Raw genomic sequence first — 16,060 nt, forward strand, 5'->3', positions numbered from 1 at the left:
CCGCCTGTTTGCGTTCAGGGGTTGAGGCGGCGGAACACGGCGGGCTGGAACCCGTCGATCAGATAGCGGGCATTGGCGTGCGCAAACGCTTCGATAACGACGGCCCCATGGTGGCCCGTCGCGTGCAGCACGCGATCCGCATCAAGCATGAAGGCCGAATGGCCGGTCCAGCTCTGTCCGGGCTTGTGATTGAGCCACACGACGATATCGCCGCGCCGGGCCTCGGCTTGCGAGACGCCGCAACCCAGCTCGGCCTGCTCGTGCGCCCGACGCGGTCCGGCGCGTCCGCAGGCCAGCAGCGCCTGCTGAACCAGCCCCGAACAGTCTGTCGATACCGACGACCGCGCGCCAAGGGCATGTGGCACGCCCAGCAGGGCCTCGGCCACAACCACGGGCTCGTCTTCGAAAGCGCCGATCTGGACCCCACCGGCCGCCGCATCGTCACGGGCGTTGACCAGCGCGTTCAGGGGCAGTTCTGCATCGACAGTCGCGATCCGGTGCGTCGGAAGCCCGGACGCCGGACCCAGGGCCGCCGTATCGATCCATCCTACCGTGCCGTCGCGCCGCGCCTGACCCCAGGCCCGACCGCCCTTGCGGTCCAGAACGTCGAACAGTTCTCCGAACAACAGCTGATCGATGCACTCCGACATCGATGAGGCCTCGGCGTGGATTTCGGCGACCGGCTGAACGCAGCGCATCGGCTCCGTCGCGCGATAGGTCTCCGCCCGCACGCAGCCCTCCAGCGCCAGCGCGGCCAGATCGGGCCGGGCCAGCGTGGTGGCTGGATCCAAGGTGGAAACGGGGTCGTTCAAACGCGAAGCCCTGACGGTTGGCTCACCCTTTTGCAGGACGAAGGCGAAAGTCCCGTTAATGCAAATCACCTTGAATGCCTGTCCGTCCACGCCATGTCCTTGAACAGGCAGGTGGAGGGCTCATGTCGCTGTTGGTGGGATGTCTGGCGGCGATCGTCGCCGTCCTGTTGGGGTTTCCGCAGACCCAGATCGGTCGCGGCCTGCGTCGCTGGCTGATTGAAGCGCCGGCCGCGCGATTGAACCGGATTCGGCGCGGCAAGGCCGTCTTCTATGGCCTTTTGGCGATACTGGGCCTCGTGCTCCTGCTGCTGTTCGAGACGGCGGGCGTGCGTCTGTTCGGCTTCATGCTGCCGGACACATTGGTCTGGTTCGCCATGTTCGACGTCGGGGTGTTCGTGGACGCCCTGCTGATAACGGCCGCCATCCTGGCGACCAATGGACTGCGCGCGATCCGGGGTCGGGCGACTGTGGTGTCGGCCGAGGTGGCTCGGATCGCGAGGCGCCGGGTGGCCAGCGCCCGTCGCGCCATCAGACGCCACCGTCGGCAGAGCGAGAAGAGTGCCGACGACGAGGGTCAGACTTGGGCGGCCTATTCGCCGTATCGCGCCTTCAGCATCGCATAGGCGGCGCGCAGCCCCTGCGCCTCTCCGCCCTCGGGGTGTCCGGGACGGTTGCGACTGTTCCAGGCGAAGACGTCCAGGTGGGCCCAGGCCCCGGTCGTCGGCGCGAATTTCTGCAGGAAGAGCGCGGCGGTGATCGATCCCCCCTGGGCCCAGGCGGCGGAGTCGTTGCGGACATCGGCGATGTCACTGTCGATCGCGGCGCGATAGCCGGGCCACAGCGGCATGCGCCAGAGGGGGTCGCGAACGGCGGTGGATGCTGCCAGAAAGTCCGCCGCCAACGCCTCGTCATCGGTGTAGAGAGGTGGCAGTTCCGGCCCCAGGGCCACACGCGCCGCGCCGGTCAGGGTGGCGAAATCCAGCGTCAGATCCGGTTCGTGCTCGCCGGCCCGCGTCAGGGCGTCGGCCAGGATCAGGCGCCCCTCGGCATCGGTATTGCCGATCTCGATGGTCAAGCCCTTGCGACTGTTCAACACATCGCCGGGCCGGAAGGCGTCCGCCGAAATCGCGTTCTCGACCGCCGCGACCAGAACGACCAGCCGCACGTCCAGGCCCGCCAACATGAGCAGCCGCGACAAGGCCAGCACATGGGCCGCGCCGCCCATGTCCTTTTTCATGTTCCGCATGCCTGCGGCGGACTTGATGTCCAGCCCACCCGAATCGAACGCCACGCCCTTTCCGACCAGGGCGATCAGCGGTCGATCGACGCGGTCCATCTGCCAGCCGATCTCGATGATGCGGGGCGCGCGGTGTGGGGCCGCGGCCCGCCCCACGGCGTGGACGGCCGGATAGTTTTCCTCCAGCAAGGCATCGCCCGTCACGACCGAGATCGCGGCCCCGTGCGCCTCGGCGATCTCGCGCGCGATGGTTTCCATCTGCAGGGGGCCCATGTCGGCGGCGGGCGTATCGACCATCTCTCGCGCCAGGGCGCAGGCCGCCGCGATTCGGCCGGCCTCGACGGCATCGAATCCCTCCGGGGCGACCAACCGGACCCTGCCCTCATCCTTTCGCGGCTTGTAGCGGTCGAACCGATAGGCGCCGAGGAGGAAGGCCAGGGCCGCCGCGCGCGCGTCTTCGGCTTCGACGTCCAGACGATACAGACCCGCCGCCAGCTTGGCCGACAGGGCGCGCGCGCTCATGGGATCGAACGCCTTGCCCGTTCCGATCAGCACGTGATCGAGGGTCCCGTCAGGTCCGGGCACGAGTACGATCTGTCCGGACTTTCCGGTAAAGCCGGTTCGCTGCGCCCAGGCCCGGCCGTCAGCAGCGATCGCCTCCGATGGACCGACGAACCGAATGGGCGTCGCATCGGCCGCTTCGGGCAACTGCGAGGGGACGATGAGATCGAGCGATGGGTTGGACATGGCCCGATGCTAGCCCAAGCAGCCCGCAGCACTAGGCGGAACATCCGATTTCTCGGCCATTTTTCCCGGCAGCCGGACCCCGAAAAGCTGGGCCTTCCTGGAAAATCCGCACGGCGGTTGCGGAGCGAGGCCGACGGTGACGTCTTTTCACAGGAGGTGCGAAATGATTTTTGGCGAAGTGCTGACGTTCCTGCATCGCAAAAACCGGACCGTCTTCCTCGGCGTCGTGCTTCTGGGTGCCCTCGAGGTCTGGAGGCTGGCCCTGGCCTGATCGGCTTCTCATAACGGCCGCGTGCAAGACGTCGGCCGAACGTTAACCAATGCTTGAGATCAACAGGCGATTCTGGACCGGTCGATATCCGCAGGACCGCCTCATGCCACGCACCCGGGCCGCCGCGTCAGCCGCTCTCGCCCTATTGAGCCTCGCCGCCGGGGGTTCGATCGCGACCGGAGCCGCCGCGCAGTCTTCAAACGTCTCGACCGTGGCCTCCACCCCTGCCCGACAGCCCGCGTCGGCCGAAGAGCGCGCGACCTACGGGCGCCTCGATCCCCTGGCCCGATCCGTCTTCTGGTCCCGCGAGATGGAGGTCAACCCGGCTGATCCGGAGGCCGGGCCGAAGCTGGCCGAAGCGCTGCGTCAGATGGGCCAGTACGATCAGGCGGCAGCCATCGGCCAGCAGGTGCTGGTGACCCAGCCCGGCAACATCGAAGCCATGCTGGAGATCGGGCGCGCCCAGATCGCACGGGGTCAGGCCTTCTACGGCATCGCGCCGCTGGAGCAGGCCCGTGCGGCGGCGCCGCGGGACTGGCGGCCTCTGTCCCTGCTGGGTGTCGCCTATCAGCAGGTCAGCCGGACCGCGGATGCGCGCGAGGCATGGAACGCGGCTCTGACGCTGTCGCCGGACAACCCCGAGGTCCTGACCAATGCAGCGATGGCCTTGGTGACCAGCGGCAGCGCGCCGGAGGCCGAAATCTTGCTCCGCCGGGCGGTCGCCCAGCCCGGGGCCACACAGAAGATGCGACTGAATCTGGCCATGGCGCTGGGGCTCCAGGGCAAGACGGGCGAGGCCGAGCAGATCATCCGCCGCGAGCTCCCGCCCGAATCCGCCGAACGGAACCTGCAATGGCTGCGCAGCCAGACGGCGGCGGCCCAGGCTCCAGCGTCCGCAGAGACGACGGCCCTGGCCTCGGCCCGCACCTGGTCGTCCCTGCAGAGTAACTAGGGTCTCAGCCGGCCTTGGCATCCGCCAGTTCGAGGCGCGCGCGCAGGCGTTCGTCCGAGGACACCGCCTGGGCGATGGCGTTGAAGCGGTCCAGCGCCAGACCCGAGGCGGACACCGCAGACGCCATGGCGGCCTGTTGTTCCGTCGTCGGTGCCGAGCCGTCCGTCGGCGCGGCCGCCCGCACCTGAACCATGGCCGCGGCGAATTGGGCCACTTCGGCGTCGGTCACGGAGGCCGCGACCGAACCGGCGGGCGATTCCGGCGTGGCCAGGACAGCCAGGCGCGCCTGAAGGACCTCGTCGGTCGAGACGGCGGTCGCCAGGGCGTTGAAGGCCGTGATGTCCATGCCGGACGACGAGACCGCCGTGGCCATGGCTGCCTGCTGTTCCGCGTTCGGCGCGCTGCCGTCCGTCGGTGCGGCCGCGCGCACCGCCGTCATGGCCGTGCTGAAGGCCTGAAGCTGGGCATCGGAATATTCAGTGGCCTGGGCGACGGTCGTCAGCGGCGCGACTGACGACGCCTGTGCGGCGGTGCCCAGCAGGGCGGCGGCGGAAACGGCGGCGATCAGGGTCAGGCGCATGCGATATCCTTGTAGGCAATGAGACGTAAGCGTCGGGGAAGAATGAACGCTATGCGTCAAACGTTCCGCTGACAAATCACTCCGCCTGAACTGCCCGTGATCGGGTGCCTTCACCGCGCCCGTCGCCGCGCCTATATCGGGGCGATGATCGACGATCTCTACAGCGCGAAAATCCTGACCCTGGCGGCCAATCTGCCCCATGCGGGCAGGCTGTCCGCGCCTCAGGGGACGGGCGAGCGCGTGGCCAGGCTGTGCGGGTCGCGGGCGACCGTGGACGTCGTGCTGGATGCGGACGGGCGCGTCGCCGCGTTCGCCCAGGACGTGAAGGCCTGCGCCCTGGGGCAGGCGGCGGCCGGGGTCGTGGGCGAGGCCGTCATCGGCGCGACCGTGCAGGAGATCCAGTCGGCCCGCGACGCCATGCTGACGATGCTGAAGGCGGATGGCGAAGGCCCGACGGGACGGTTCGAGGGGCTGCGCGCCCTCAAACAGGTCGCCGACTATCCCGCCCGTCATGCCTCCACCATGGTCGCCATCGAGGCGACGCTGGAGGCGGTCGATCAGGCGCTTGCGACCCCGACCCCCCTGGCCGGCGCGGCCTGACCCCGTGTCCGAGCCGACCCTGTACGAGCGCGGCGTCCGGGCCGCCCATCGCGGTTACAAGCTGACGCTCAGCCCCCTCTTCGGTCAGTCCTGCCGGTTCCTGCCGACCTGTTCGGATTATGGTCGCGACGCCCTGATCCAGCACGGTCTTCGACAGGGGGGGTGGCTGACCTTGCGCCGGCTCTGTAAATGCCACCCGTTCGGCGGGTCGGGATATGATCCCGTGCCCCCGCCGACACCCTAGAATGCGCGGGTCGGGTAACGATCCGGTGCCGCCCGTGGAATCCAAGAAGACGACATGATCCAGCTGACCTTCCCCGACGGCGCGACGCGTGAGTATCCGGCCGGATCGACCGGGCGCGACGTGGCCCACGCCATCTCGCCCTCGCTGGCCAAGAAGGCCGTTCTGGCCGAGCTGAATGGCGAGCAGCGCGACTTGAACCGGGTGCTGGAGACGGGCGGATCGTTCCGCCTGATCATGCGCGACGACCCCGAGGCGCTCTATACGATCCGCCACGACACGGCCCACGTGCTGGCCGAGGCGGTCCAGACGCTGTTCCCCGGCACCCAGGTCACGATCGGCCCGGCGATCGAGGACGGATTCTATTACGACTTCTACCGCGAGACGCCCTTCTCGACCGACGACTTCGCCGCCATCGAAAAGGAGATGTCACGGATCGTGGACCGCGACGCGAAGTTCGAGCGCGAGGTCTGGGACCGCGACGAGGCCATCCTGTTCTTCGAAGCCCGTGGCGAAAAGTTCAAGGCCGAGCTGATCCGCGACCTGCCTGGCGACCAGACCATCACCCTGTACCGCCAGGGCGACTGGATCGACCTGTGCCGGGGGCCGCACTTCCCCTCGACCAAGTCGGTGGGCAAGGCCTTCAAGCTGACCAAGCTGGCGGGTGCCTACTGGCGCGGCGATTCCAACCGCGAGCAGCTGCAGCGAATCTACGGCACCGCCTGGGCCACGAAGGAGGACCTGGACGCCTATCTGCTGCGTATCGAGGAGGCCGAGAAGCGCGATCACAGGAAGCTGGGTCGCCAGATGGAACTCTTCCACATGCAGGAAGAGGGCCGCGGCATGGTCTTCTGGCACCCCAAGGGCTGGGTGCTGTGGCAGGTCATCGAGGCCTATATGCGCCGCCGCCTGGACGCCGCCGGATACGTCGAGGTCAAGACGCCCCAGGTGCTGGACCGCAAATTCTGGGAGGCCTCGGGTCACTGGGAGAAATACCGGCCGAACATGTTCGTCTGCGAGACGGTGGAGGGCGAGACCCTGTCCCTGAAGCCGATGAACTGCCCGGGCCACGTCCAGATCTTCGGCATCGGCCAGCGGTCCTACCGCGAGCTGCCGTTGCGCATGGCCGAGTTCGGGGCCTGTCACCGCTATGAGCCGTCCGGCGCCCTGCACGGCCTGATGCGGGTGCGCGGCTTCACCCAGGACGACGCCCACATCTTCTGCCGCGAGGACCAGATCGTCGACGAGACGCGCCGGTTCATCGAGCTGACCAAGATCGTCCACTCCGACCTGGGCATGCAGACCGCCTACATCAACCTGGCCACCCGCCCCGAGGTCCGCGCCGGTTCGGATGAGTTCTGGGACAAGGCCGAGGGGATGCTGGGCGAGGCCGCGCGCCTGGCCGGCGTCGATCCGGTCATCGCCGAGGGCGACGGGGCCTTCTATGCGCCCAAGCTGGATTTCGTGGTCAAGGACGCCATCGGCCGCGAATGGACCTGCGGCACGCTGCAGCTCGACTACGTCCTGCCCGAGCGACTGAACGCCGAATACATCGGCGAGGACGGGCAGAAGCATCGGCCCGTGATGCTCCACCGCGCCATCCTGGGCAGCTTCGAGCGGTTCATCGGCATCATGATCGAGAACTACGCCGGGGCCTTCCCGCTGTGGCTCGCGCCCGTGCAAGCGGTGGTCGCCACGATCACCTCGGACGCCGACGACTATGCCCATGAGGTCGCCGCCCGGTTCAAGGCGGCGGGCCTGCGCGTCGAGACCGATCTGAGGAACGAAAAGGTCGGCTACAAGGTGCGCGAACACTCGGTCGCCAAGGTCCCGGTGATCGCCGTGGTCGGCAGGAACGAGGCCGAAAAAGGCGAGGTCGCCATCCGCCGCCTGGGCTCCCAGGCCCAGACCGTGGTCAGCGTGGAAGAGGCCATCCGCATCCTGACCGAGGAAGCGACGCCGCCGGACATTCGCTAGCGATCGTCCTTCAGCCGACGGATGGTGGCGATGCGGACCTCGTCGAGCAGGATATGGGCCGCGATCCCGCTGGCGTGGGTTCGCAGCAGGGCCTCGGCCTGGGCGCGCGCCTCGTTCTCGCTCTCGGCGTCGAGGGCCTCTATGTGCGGCGTGCCCATGATGTCGCGCTCGATGAAACAGAAATAGGTCGGCACGGCCAGCTCCCGAACAGACCATGAACTAGCACGTCGTTCGCTCAGGCTATGCCCGGTGCCGCACACAGGGATCGGAAGCTGGACCTCAAGCGTTGCGATTGAATGATGTCGGACCGTGCCGAAAACCGCTTTATCGACAGCCTGGCCCCGGACGAGGCGGCCGCGCTTCGTCCACTGTTGCGCCGCGTGTCCTTGACCGTGGATCAGATCGTGGTGGCTCAGGGCGCGCCGGTCGATCACGTCCATTTCCCGATCGATGCGCAGTTCGCGAATCTGGTGCGTTTCTCGGACGGCAGTGCCATCGAGACGGCGGTCATCGGCAATGAGGGCCTGACGGGCCTGGCCCCCTTCATGGCGAACCTGAGATGCGGATGGGAGATTGCCTGCCGCTCCTCGGGAGAGGCCTATGTCGCGAGCGCCACGGCCTTGCGGGCCCTGGCGTCCGAGCGCCTTCACGTCATGGAGCGGCTTCTCGCCTTGACCGACCTGTATCAGGCCCAGGCCGCCCAGGCGGCGGCCTGCAACGCAGAACACCCCGTGCCCGACCGCATCGCGCGCTGGTTCCTGACCGCCGATGACCTGTCGCCCAAGGACGTCATGACCTTCCGCCAGGAGGAACTGGCTCGCCTGATCGGCGCCCGCCGCTCGACGGTCAGCGAGGCGGCGTCGCAGCTGAAGCGCAGGAAGCTCGTGTCGTACAACCGCGGCATCATCCGCATCATCGACCGGCCTGGTCTCGAGGCGGCGGCGTGCGAGTGCTACCGCATGCTGAAACCCCGGCTGGACGCGCTCTACGAAGCGCCCAGGACCTGACGGGAGTCGCCTCGGCGACATAGGAACCGGCCTTCTCGGAGCGGTTTCTACTGGCTCACCCCCCGGAAGGAGCTACCCCATGGTCGACAAGACCCTCGACACCCTGTTCCACGATACGCTCAAGGACATCTATTACGCCGAGCGCAAGATCCTGAAGTCTCTGCCCAAGATGCAGCGCGCGGCCCAGTCGCCCGAGCTGAAGGCGGCCTTCGAGAAGCACAAGGGCCAGACAGAAGGCCAGATCGAACGCCTGCAGCAGGTGTTCGAGATCATCGGCAAGCCCGCGCGCGGCAAGACCTGCGACGCCATCGAAGGCATCCTGGCCGAGGGCGACGAGATCGCCGAGGAATACAAGGGCACGGCCGCCCTCGACGCCGGCCTGCTGGCGGCGGCCCAGGCCGTCGAACACTATGAGATCACCCGCTACGGCACGCTGAAGCGCTGGGCCCTGGTGCTGGGTCTGGACGACGCGGCCAAGCTGCTGGACGAAACCCTGCAGGAAGAATCGCAGACCGACGAGGACCTGACCTCCATCGCCGATGCTGCCGTCAACGCGGAAGCGATGCAGGCCGAAGCGGCCTGATCCTCAAGCAGTCAGGCTGCCATGAAGGCAAGCCGACGGGTGCGATCCCGTCGGCTTTTCCGATTCAGCGGGGTGTCGCGATCAGGGACGCTGGCCGTCGATGTTGCCCGGCGGTGAGTAGCGACAGGCCAGGATCGACCGATCGCCCCGTGACGCCAGGGCGCATCCGACGTGCGTGGTCCCGCGCCAGATCAGTTGCGTGTAGTGACCCACGGCGACCCAGTCGCCGGTCCGGCTGACGTTCGGAAAGACGCCGGGCCGATATAGGCTGCGCTCCACAATCCAGTCACCGACCATATCCTCCGGCTGGAAGACGCGATCGCCCCACCCCATCCACAGGTTTTCGCCGTGGCCGTGCGGGCGCGGGTCATGGGCGAAGCGGTCGCTGGCGATCAGTTCCTCGGCCCAGCCGCGCGCCTCTGCTTCCAGGGCCTCGCTCCAGATCAGGGCATCGGTCCGCATCCGGGCGCGCTCGATGTTGTGTGCTTCCAGCACCCGCCGCTCGAAGTCGGTGGAGGGGCGACCGTCGTCGGCGGGAGCGGTCGGACGCAGCGTGCGCGCCTGTTCCGATGCGGGTTGGACCCAGACCGGTTCATCCATCGCCGCGCGAGGCACAAAGGACTGGGCACAGGCGGACACCGGAATCGTGATGGCGAGGGCGATTGCGGCGAGAAGGCTTCGGGTGTTCATCGGCACAGAAATCCCTCGGGATGGGGGCTGTTCCAAGGCGGCTCAACTCTTATCTTGACGTTGACGTAAACGTAGGGTTTGTGACGCCGAGCGTCGAAACCGTCCTCTTTGGAGACCTTCCCGATGACCGAGGCCTATATCTACGACGCCGTGCGGACCCCGCGCGGCAAGGGCAAGAAGGACGGGTCTCTGCACGAGATCACGGGCCTCAGCCTGGCGACCCAGGTGCTGGAGGCCCTGCGTGACCGCAATGGCCTGGACACGTCCAAGGTCGATGACGTCATCCTGGGCTGTGTCTCGCCCGTCGGCGAACAGGGGGCGGACATCGCCCGCACGGCCGTGCTGTCGGCCGGCTGGGCCCAGACCGTGGCCGGCGTGCAGATCAACCGCTTCTGCGCCTCGGGGCTCGAAGCCGTGAACATGGCGGCGGCCAAGGTGAAGTCCGGCGAGGCCGACTTCGCGGTCGGCGGCGGTGTCGAGGCGATGAGCCGCGTGCCCATGGGTTCGGACGGCGGCGCCTGGCCAGTCGATCCGTCCAGCGCCTTTCCGACCTATTTCGTGCCCCAGGGCGTCTCGGCCGACATGATCGCGTCGAAATACGGCTTCAGCCGTGACGACGTGGACGCCTATTCGATGGAATCGCACAAGCGCGCCGCCGCCGCCTGGGCCGCCGGCAACTTCTCGAAGTCCGTCATCCCGGTGAAGAACCAGCTGGGCCTGGTCCAGCTGGACCGTGACGAGACGATCCGTCCGAACACGGACATGCAGTCGCTGGGCGGACTGAACCCGTCCTTCGCCATGATGGGCGAGATGGCCTTCGACGCCGTGATCAACCAGCGCTACCCCGAGGTGGAGCGCGTCAACCACGTCCACACGCCCGGCAACTCGTCCGGCATCGTCGACGGCTCGGCCGGCGTCCTGATCGGCAGCCTCGAGGCCGGCAAGGCCCTGGGCCTGAAGCCGCGCGCCCGCATCAAGGGCGCCGCCTCGATCGGGTCGGAGCCTTCCATCATGCTGACGGGTCCCGAGTTCGTGACGCAGAAACTGCTGAACAAGCTAGGCATGACGGTCGCCGACATCGACGTGTGGGAGCTGAACGAGGCCTTCGCCGCCGTCGTCCTGCGCTACATGCAGGCGCTGGATATCCCGCACGACAAGATGAATGTGAACGGCGGCGGCATCTCCATGGGCCACCCCCTGGGGGCCACCGGCGCCATGATCACCGGCATCGCCCTGGACGAGCTGGAACGCTCCGGCAAGGAGACCGCCCTGATCACCCTGTGCATCGGCGGCGGCATGGGTACCGCCACCGTCATCGAACGCGTCTGATCCGAGGAACGAGCACCATGGAAAACTTCAAGATCGACGTCGACGCCGACGGCATCGCGCTCATCACCTTCGACGTGCCGGGCCGTTCGATGAACACCCTGACCGGCAAGGTCATGAACGAGCTGCCGCAACTGGTCGAGCGCATCAAGTCCGACGACGCCATCAAGGGCGCGGTCATCACCTCGGGCAAGGCGTCGGGCTTCTGCGCCGGGGCGGACCTGGGCGACATGGCGTCGGGCATGCTGTCCGGCTCGGGCGATCTTCAGGCCGCCTTCGACGCGGGCTGGAAGATGAACGGCTCGCTGCGGGCGCTGGAAACCTGCGGCAAGCCGGTGGCGGCCGCGATCAACGGCCTGGCGCTCGGCGGCGGGCTGGAGGTCACCCTGGCCTGTCACTACCGCGTGGTCGGCGACAGCCCCAAGATCCAGCTGGGCCTGCCGGAGATAAAGGTCGGGCTGTTCCCCGGCGGCGGCGGCACCCAGCGGCTGACGCGCCTGATCGGCGTGCAGGCGGCGATGACGGCCATGAGCAGCGGCTCCTCCTGGCGTCCGAACGACGCCAAGGGCGCGGGCGTGGTGCATGAGGTCGTGCCCGCCGGCACCGAGGTCGAGGCCGCCAAGGCCTGGATCAAAAACGGCGGCAAGGCTGTGCAGCCTTGGGATGCGAAGGACTTCAAACAGCCCGGCGGCGGCCCCTATCACCCGGCCGGCATCCAGAACTTCCTGGTCGGCAATGCGATGATCCGCAAGCAGTCCTACGGCAACTATCCGGCCGTCACCAACCTGATGAAGGCGGTCTATGAGGGCATCCAGGTGCCGATGGACGCGGCCCTGCGGATCGAGACCCGCTATTTCATCAAGACCCTGATGACGCCCCAGGCCCAGGGCATGATCCGGTCGCTGTTCCTGTCGAAACAGGAACTGGACAAGGGGGCCGTGCGCCCCGCCGGTATCCCGCAGTCGGACCCCAAGAAGGTCACCGTCATCGGCGCGGGCATGATGGGCGCGGGCATCGCCTATGTGCAGGCGCTCGCCGGCATCCAGACGATCCTGATCGACCGCGATCAGGACGCCGCCGACAAGGGCAAGGCGCACGTCGAGGAGCTGCTGAAGAAACGCCTGTCGCGCGGCCAGATCGACCAGGCCAAATACGACGCCCTGCTGGCCTCGGTGGTCGCCACCACCGACTACGACCAGATCAAGGGTTCGGACCTGGTGATCGAGGCGGTGTTCGAGAACCGCGAGATCAAGGCCGACGTGACCAAACGGGCCGAGGCCCAGCTGGCCCCCGGTGCCGTGTTCGGATCCAACACCTCGACCCTGCCGATCACCGGCCTGGCCGAGGCGTCCGTGCGGCCAGAGGACTTCATCGGCATCCACTTCTTCTCGCCCGTCGACAAGATGATGCTGGTCGAGGTGATCCTGGGCGAGAAGACCGGCCCGGCCGCGATCGCCAAGGCGCTGGACTACATCATCAAGATCAAGAAGACCCCGATCGTCGTCAACGACGGCCGCGGCTTCTACACCTCGCGCTGCTTCGGCACCTATGTGGCCGAGGGGCTGGCGATGCTGGAGGAAGGCTACGCCCCCGCCCTAATCGACAACCTGGGCCGGATGACCGGCATGCCGCGCGGCCCGCTGGAGATGCACGACGACGTCGCGCTGGACCTGTCGGTCAAGATCGCCAAGCAGACGGCCGAGGATCTGGGCGACGCCTATGTGCCGATCGAGGGCCACGAGATCGTCAGGAAGATGGTCGAGGACCTGGGTCGCTATGGCCGCAAGAACGGCAAGGGCTTCTACGACTATGACACCAAGCCCAAGAAACTGTGGTCCGGCCTGTCGGACCTGGCGACCGTCACCATCAAGGACTCGACGCCTGAGCTGATCGAGGACCAGAAGCGTCGCCTGCTGTATCGGCAAGCGGTGGAGGTCGCCAAATGCTGGGCCGAGGGCGTCATCGACGATCCGCGCGAGGCGGACGTCGGCGCCATCCTGGCCTGGGGTTTCGCGCCTTGGACCGGCGGTCCCATCACCATGATCGACCAGATCGGGCTCAAAGCCTTCGTCGCCCAGGCGGACGAGTACGCCGACCGTTACGGCGATCGCTTCCGCGTGCCCCAGATGCTGCGCGACATGGCCGCCAAGGGCGAGACCTTCTACGGCACGTTCGCCGGGGAGAAGGCTGCCGCCTGATCCGGCCCGGCGTGTGATCCGACGACGGCCCCGGGCGCGATCCCGGGGCCGTTCGTCGTTCGGGTGTCAGGGCCGACCGGCGTCGATCCAGGCCTTGACGCTGGGATATGACGGACCGGGCGGACGACGATCCTCGCAGGCGATCTGCAGGGCCCCCTCGTCCAGCGATCCCGGCCGGATCGCATCCCGCGGCTCGCCCGTGGCATAGGCCTCGGTCGGTTCGCCGTCCTCGAGCACGTCCATGGACATGTCGACGTGCGCCTCGCGCGCGGCGCACCGAACCCCGAAAAGGTCCTCGGTGTGGCTGTAGTCCGCCGGATCCGCCTGGCGCGGGACGCGGGCGATCCTGACGGTCAGTTCGTCACCGGTTCGGGCGACGCTGTTCACATCGATCAGATAGCCGCGCTGGTCCGACCGCGAGAAAACCCACCATTCGGGCGCGCCAGGGGCGGACAGCGGCGCTGCGGCCGTCAGATCCTGCGGTGCCGGCCCCTCCTGAGCCGACACCGATCCGGCCATCGCGATGACCCCCACGACCGCGACCAGGTAATCGAACCGAGACGTCGCTCGCATCCTACCCTCCCCCGAGATTGTCCGGTGCAGTTCACGCCTGTGCGACGCGGATTTCAAGAGCGCCAACCAAATGCCGCGATGGCCGTTCAGGGGTGCGACATGCGCCGTCTCGTCCTGCTGGTCCTCGCCCTGTTCACCCTGCCCGGTCTGGCCATGGCCCAGACGCGGCCGTTCGCCTCCGACCGCATCGTGGTGACCGCGCAGGGGTCCGGCCCCGACGTCATCCTGATCCCCGGCCTGGCCTCGACGGGCGAGGTCTGGCGCAGGACGGCGGACCGGCTGGACAACGACCACCGCGTTCACATCGTCTCCATCAGGGGCTTTGGCGATGTGCCGGCCGGCGCCAATACGGACGGTGCCCTGGTCGCGCCGGTCGCGGCCGAGGTCCGCCGCTACATCGCCGAAGCCCGTCTAGATCGCCCCGCGATCATCGGCCATTCGATGGGGGGCCTGGTGGCGCTGCGGGCCGCGGCCGACGCCGGACGCGACCGGCGCGGCGGACAGGTCGGACGGGTCATGGTGGTGGATGCCACCCCCTTCTTCCCCTCCCTGATCAGTCCGGGCGCCACCGTCGGCGACGTCGAGCCGATCGCCCGCATCGCCTATCAGGCCCTGCTGTTCCTGGGCGACGAGGCCTTACGGATGCAGGGATCGGCCCTGGGCGACCAGTTGGGGGGCGCGTCGGACAGTGTCTTCTCCGCCGTCGGCTGGCAGGGCGGCGACCGCACCGTCTTGGCCCAGGGCCTCTACGAGGTCATGACCACCGACCTCAGAAACCGGCTGCCCGACATCCGCGTGCCCGTGACCGTGGTCTATGGCTGGAGCCCCGACGACGCCTCGCCCCGGTCGCATCTGGATGGGCTGTTTCAGGCCGGCTACCGCAACCTGCGCACCCCCGCCCGCTTCGAACGCATCGAGGGGGCCGAACACATGGTGATGATCGACCAGCCGGGCCGGTTCCTGGCGGCGGTGGGGCGTTTCCTGGGCTAGAGCCAGCCTGCCAAGGCTTCCCGCGCCAGCATCTCGTCATACGTCGGCCGTCCCCGCACAACCGCCCAGCGCGCCCCGTCCACCAGCACCTCCGGCACCAGGGGGCGGCTGTTGTATTCGCTCGACATGACCGCCCCATAGGCCCCGGCCCCGGTGAAGACGACCAGGTCTCCCGCCATCAGCGGCGGCAGGTCGCGGCCTCGGGCGAAGGTGTCGCCGGTCTCGCAGACCGGGCCGACGATATCGTAGGCGATCCGGTCTCTGTCGCGCGGCGTGACGGGTTTCACCTCGTGGAAGGCGTCGTACATGGCCGGGCGGACCAGGTCGTTCATGGCGGCGTCCAGCACCAGGAACCGCCGACCATCGGCCCGCTCGGTCACCTGGATGACGCGCGCCAGCAGCACCCCCGCATTGGCGGCCAGCAGCCGCCCCGGCTCGAACGCCGCCTCGACCTCCAGCCCCTCCAGCACCCCCGCCGCCATCGCCGCATAGTCGGCCACCGACGCCGTGACCGCCCCGCCGGAATAGGGCACGCCCAGACCGCCGCCGAGGTCCAGCCGCGTCACCGACAGACCTTGCCCACGCAGGCCTAGCGTCATCTCCCGCAGTAACCGAAAGGCAGCCTCCAGGGGGGTCAGGTCGATGATCTGGCTGCCGATATGGCAGGCCAGGCCGACCGGGTTCACATGCGGGCTGGCGGCGGCGCGGGCATACAGCGCCAGGGCCACGTCCGCCGGAATGCCGAACTTGTCGCCCTCGCCGCCCGTGGTGATCTTGGCATGGCCGCCCGCGCCGATCTTGGGGTTCACCCGAATGGCGATGTCGGGGCAGGCGTCCTTCTCGGCCGCGACGGCGATCAGGCGGTCCAGCTCGGCCGGGCTCTCGACATTGATCTGGCGCACCCCGGCGTCGAGCGCGAACGCCAGCTCCGCATCCGTCTTGCCGACGCCGGAGAAGATGATCTTTTCCGCAGGGACACCCGCCTTCAGCGCCCGCCGGATCTCGCCCTCCGACACCGTGTCCGCCCCCGACCCCAGCCGGGCCAGGGTCGCCAGCACCGACAGGTTGGAGTTCGCCTTCACCGCGAAGGCGATCAGGGCGTCGCCGAACGCGCGGGGGTGCGCGGCCACGGCATCCCTCAGCACGCCATAGTGCCGCGTCAGCGTCGCGGTCGAATAGACATAGGCGGGCGTCCCGACCCCGGCCGCCAGGGCGTCGAGCGCCACGTCCTCGGCATGAAGGGTGCCGTCCCGAAGCTCGAAATGATCCAAGGCGG

At 68.1% G+C, this 16,060-nt stretch carries 17 protein-coding genes; 10 read left to right on the top strand and 7 right to left on the bottom strand.

What is annotated here, in order from left to right:
- Nucleotides 1-14: 14 nt before the first annotated feature.
- Nucleotides 15-791, bottom strand: a complete 777-nt coding sequence (locus tag AC1DW4_RS05600) for a C40 family peptidase (RefSeq protein ID WP_477016265.1) — start codon at nucleotides 789-791, stop codon at nucleotides 15-17.
- A gap of 143 nt (nucleotides 792-934) precedes the next feature.
- Between AC1DW4_RS05600 and AC1DW4_RS05605 the strand changes: the two genes are divergently transcribed.
- Complete coding sequence (locus tag AC1DW4_RS05605; protein ID WP_477016266.1) at nucleotides 935-1,435, top strand: hypothetical protein; 501 nt, start codon at nucleotides 935-937, stop codon at nucleotides 1,433-1,435.
- Here AC1DW4_RS05605 and AC1DW4_RS05610 read toward each other — a convergent pair.
- Nucleotides 1,402-2,796: a leucyl aminopeptidase family protein gene (locus tag AC1DW4_RS05610; protein WP_477016267.1), complete on the bottom strand. Its 1,395-nt coding sequence runs from the start codon at nucleotides 2,794-2,796 to the stop codon at nucleotides 1,402-1,404. The two genes, AC1DW4_RS05605 and AC1DW4_RS05610, sit on opposite strands and share 34 nt — an antisense overlap.
- Nucleotides 2,797-3,170: 374 nt before the next feature.
- Between AC1DW4_RS05610 and AC1DW4_RS05615 the strand changes: the two genes are divergently transcribed.
- The gene (locus tag AC1DW4_RS05615) at nucleotides 3,171-4,019 is read left to right on the top strand and encodes a tetratricopeptide repeat protein (RefSeq protein WP_477016268.1); all 849 of its coding nucleotides are present in this window, start codon (nucleotides 3,171-3,173) and stop codon (nucleotides 4,017-4,019) included.
- Nucleotides 4,020-4,023: 4 nt separating this feature from the next.
- Here the strand turns inward: AC1DW4_RS05615 and AC1DW4_RS05620 are convergent, their stop codons facing one another.
- Nucleotides 4,024-4,599, bottom strand: coding sequence for a DUF4168 domain-containing protein (locus tag AC1DW4_RS05620; protein WP_477016269.1), 576 nt, complete (start codon nucleotides 4,597-4,599; stop codon nucleotides 4,024-4,026).
- 144 nt (nucleotides 4,600-4,743) lie between these two features.
- Between AC1DW4_RS05620 and AC1DW4_RS05625 the strand changes: the two genes are divergently transcribed.
- From AC1DW4_RS05625 to thrS, 3 genes are read left to right on the top strand one after another with little or no spacing between them, the layout of a single operon-like run.
- Complete coding sequence (locus AC1DW4_RS05625) at nucleotides 4,744-5,199, top strand: iron-sulfur cluster assembly scaffold protein (protein WP_477016911.1); 456 nt, start codon at nucleotides 4,744-4,746, stop codon at nucleotides 5,197-5,199.
- A gap of 4 nt (nucleotides 5,200-5,203) precedes the next feature.
- A complete protein-coding gene (gene yidD, locus AC1DW4_RS05630; RefSeq protein ID WP_477016270.1) occupies nucleotides 5,204-5,443 on the top strand; it encodes a membrane protein insertion efficiency factor YidD in 240 nt (79 codons plus the stop codon).
- A gap of 54 nt (nucleotides 5,444-5,497) precedes the next feature.
- Nucleotides 5,498-7,417: a threonine--tRNA ligase gene (gene thrS / locus AC1DW4_RS05635; protein WP_477016271.1), complete on the top strand. Its 1,920-nt coding sequence runs from the start codon at nucleotides 5,498-5,500 to the stop codon at nucleotides 7,415-7,417.
- Here thrS and AC1DW4_RS05640 read toward each other — a convergent pair.
- The gene (locus tag AC1DW4_RS05640) at nucleotides 7,414-7,611 is read right to left on the bottom strand and encodes a hypothetical protein (RefSeq protein ID WP_477016272.1); all 198 of its coding nucleotides are present in this window, start codon (nucleotides 7,609-7,611) and stop codon (nucleotides 7,414-7,416) included. The two genes, thrS and AC1DW4_RS05640, sit on opposite strands and share 4 nt — an antisense overlap.
- A 102-nt stretch (nucleotides 7,612-7,713) precedes the next feature.
- Here AC1DW4_RS05640 and AC1DW4_RS05645 point away from each other — a divergent pair, with 102 nt between their 5' ends.
- Together AC1DW4_RS05645 and AC1DW4_RS05650 are read left to right on the top strand one after the other, a co-directional pair.
- Nucleotides 7,714-8,424 (top strand): Crp/Fnr family transcriptional regulator, encoded by a 711-nt coding sequence (locus tag AC1DW4_RS05645; protein ID WP_477016273.1) that lies wholly within the window; start codon nucleotides 7,714-7,716, stop codon nucleotides 8,422-8,424.
- Nucleotides 8,425-8,503: 79 nt separating this feature from the next.
- Nucleotides 8,504-9,007, top strand: a complete 504-nt coding sequence (locus AC1DW4_RS05650; RefSeq protein ID WP_477016274.1) for a YciE/YciF ferroxidase family protein — start codon at nucleotides 8,504-8,506, stop codon at nucleotides 9,005-9,007.
- 81 nt (nucleotides 9,008-9,088) lie between these two features.
- Here the strand turns inward: AC1DW4_RS05650 and AC1DW4_RS05655 are convergent, their stop codons facing one another.
- Nucleotides 9,089-9,697 (bottom strand): CAP domain-containing protein, encoded by a 609-nt coding sequence (locus AC1DW4_RS05655; protein ID WP_477016275.1) that lies wholly within the window; start codon nucleotides 9,695-9,697, stop codon nucleotides 9,089-9,091.
- A gap of 123 nt (nucleotides 9,698-9,820) precedes the next feature.
- On the opposite strand from AC1DW4_RS05655, the gene AC1DW4_RS05660 reads away from it, so the two are divergent.
- Together AC1DW4_RS05660 and AC1DW4_RS05665 are read left to right on the top strand one after the other, a co-directional pair.
- The gene (locus tag AC1DW4_RS05660) at nucleotides 9,821-11,026 is read left to right on the top strand and encodes an acetyl-CoA C-acetyltransferase (protein WP_477016276.1); all 1,206 of its coding nucleotides are present in this window, start codon (nucleotides 9,821-9,823) and stop codon (nucleotides 11,024-11,026) included.
- 17 nt (nucleotides 11,027-11,043) lie between these two features.
- Nucleotides 11,044-13,221 (top strand): 3-hydroxyacyl-CoA dehydrogenase NAD-binding domain-containing protein, encoded by a 2,178-nt coding sequence (locus AC1DW4_RS05665; protein ID WP_477016277.1) that lies wholly within the window; start codon nucleotides 11,044-11,046, stop codon nucleotides 13,219-13,221.
- Between the two features lie 66 nt (nucleotides 13,222-13,287).
- Here AC1DW4_RS05665 and AC1DW4_RS05670 read toward each other — a convergent pair whose 3' ends face one another.
- Nucleotides 13,288-13,794: a hypothetical protein gene (locus AC1DW4_RS05670; RefSeq protein ID WP_477016278.1), complete on the bottom strand. Its 507-nt coding sequence runs from the start codon at nucleotides 13,792-13,794 to the stop codon at nucleotides 13,288-13,290.
- A 99-nt stretch (nucleotides 13,795-13,893) separates the two neighbouring features.
- Here AC1DW4_RS05670 and AC1DW4_RS05675 point away from each other — a divergent pair, with 99 nt between their 5' ends.
- Nucleotides 13,894-14,784 carry an alpha/beta fold hydrolase gene (locus AC1DW4_RS05675; RefSeq protein ID WP_477016279.1) on the top strand — a complete coding sequence of 297 codons (891 nt, stop codon included), beginning with the start codon at nucleotides 13,894-13,896 and terminating at the stop codon, nucleotides 14,782-14,784.
- Here AC1DW4_RS05675 and lysA read toward each other — a convergent pair.
- Complete coding sequence (gene lysA, locus AC1DW4_RS05680; RefSeq protein WP_477016280.1) at nucleotides 14,781-16,055, bottom strand: diaminopimelate decarboxylase; 1,275 nt, start codon at nucleotides 16,053-16,055, stop codon at nucleotides 14,781-14,783. The two genes, AC1DW4_RS05675 and lysA, sit on opposite strands and share 4 nt — an antisense overlap.
- Nucleotides 16,056-16,060 lie beyond the last annotated feature (5 nt).

The sequence above is a fragment of the Brevundimonas sp. P2_A6 genome (assembly GCF_056404975.1).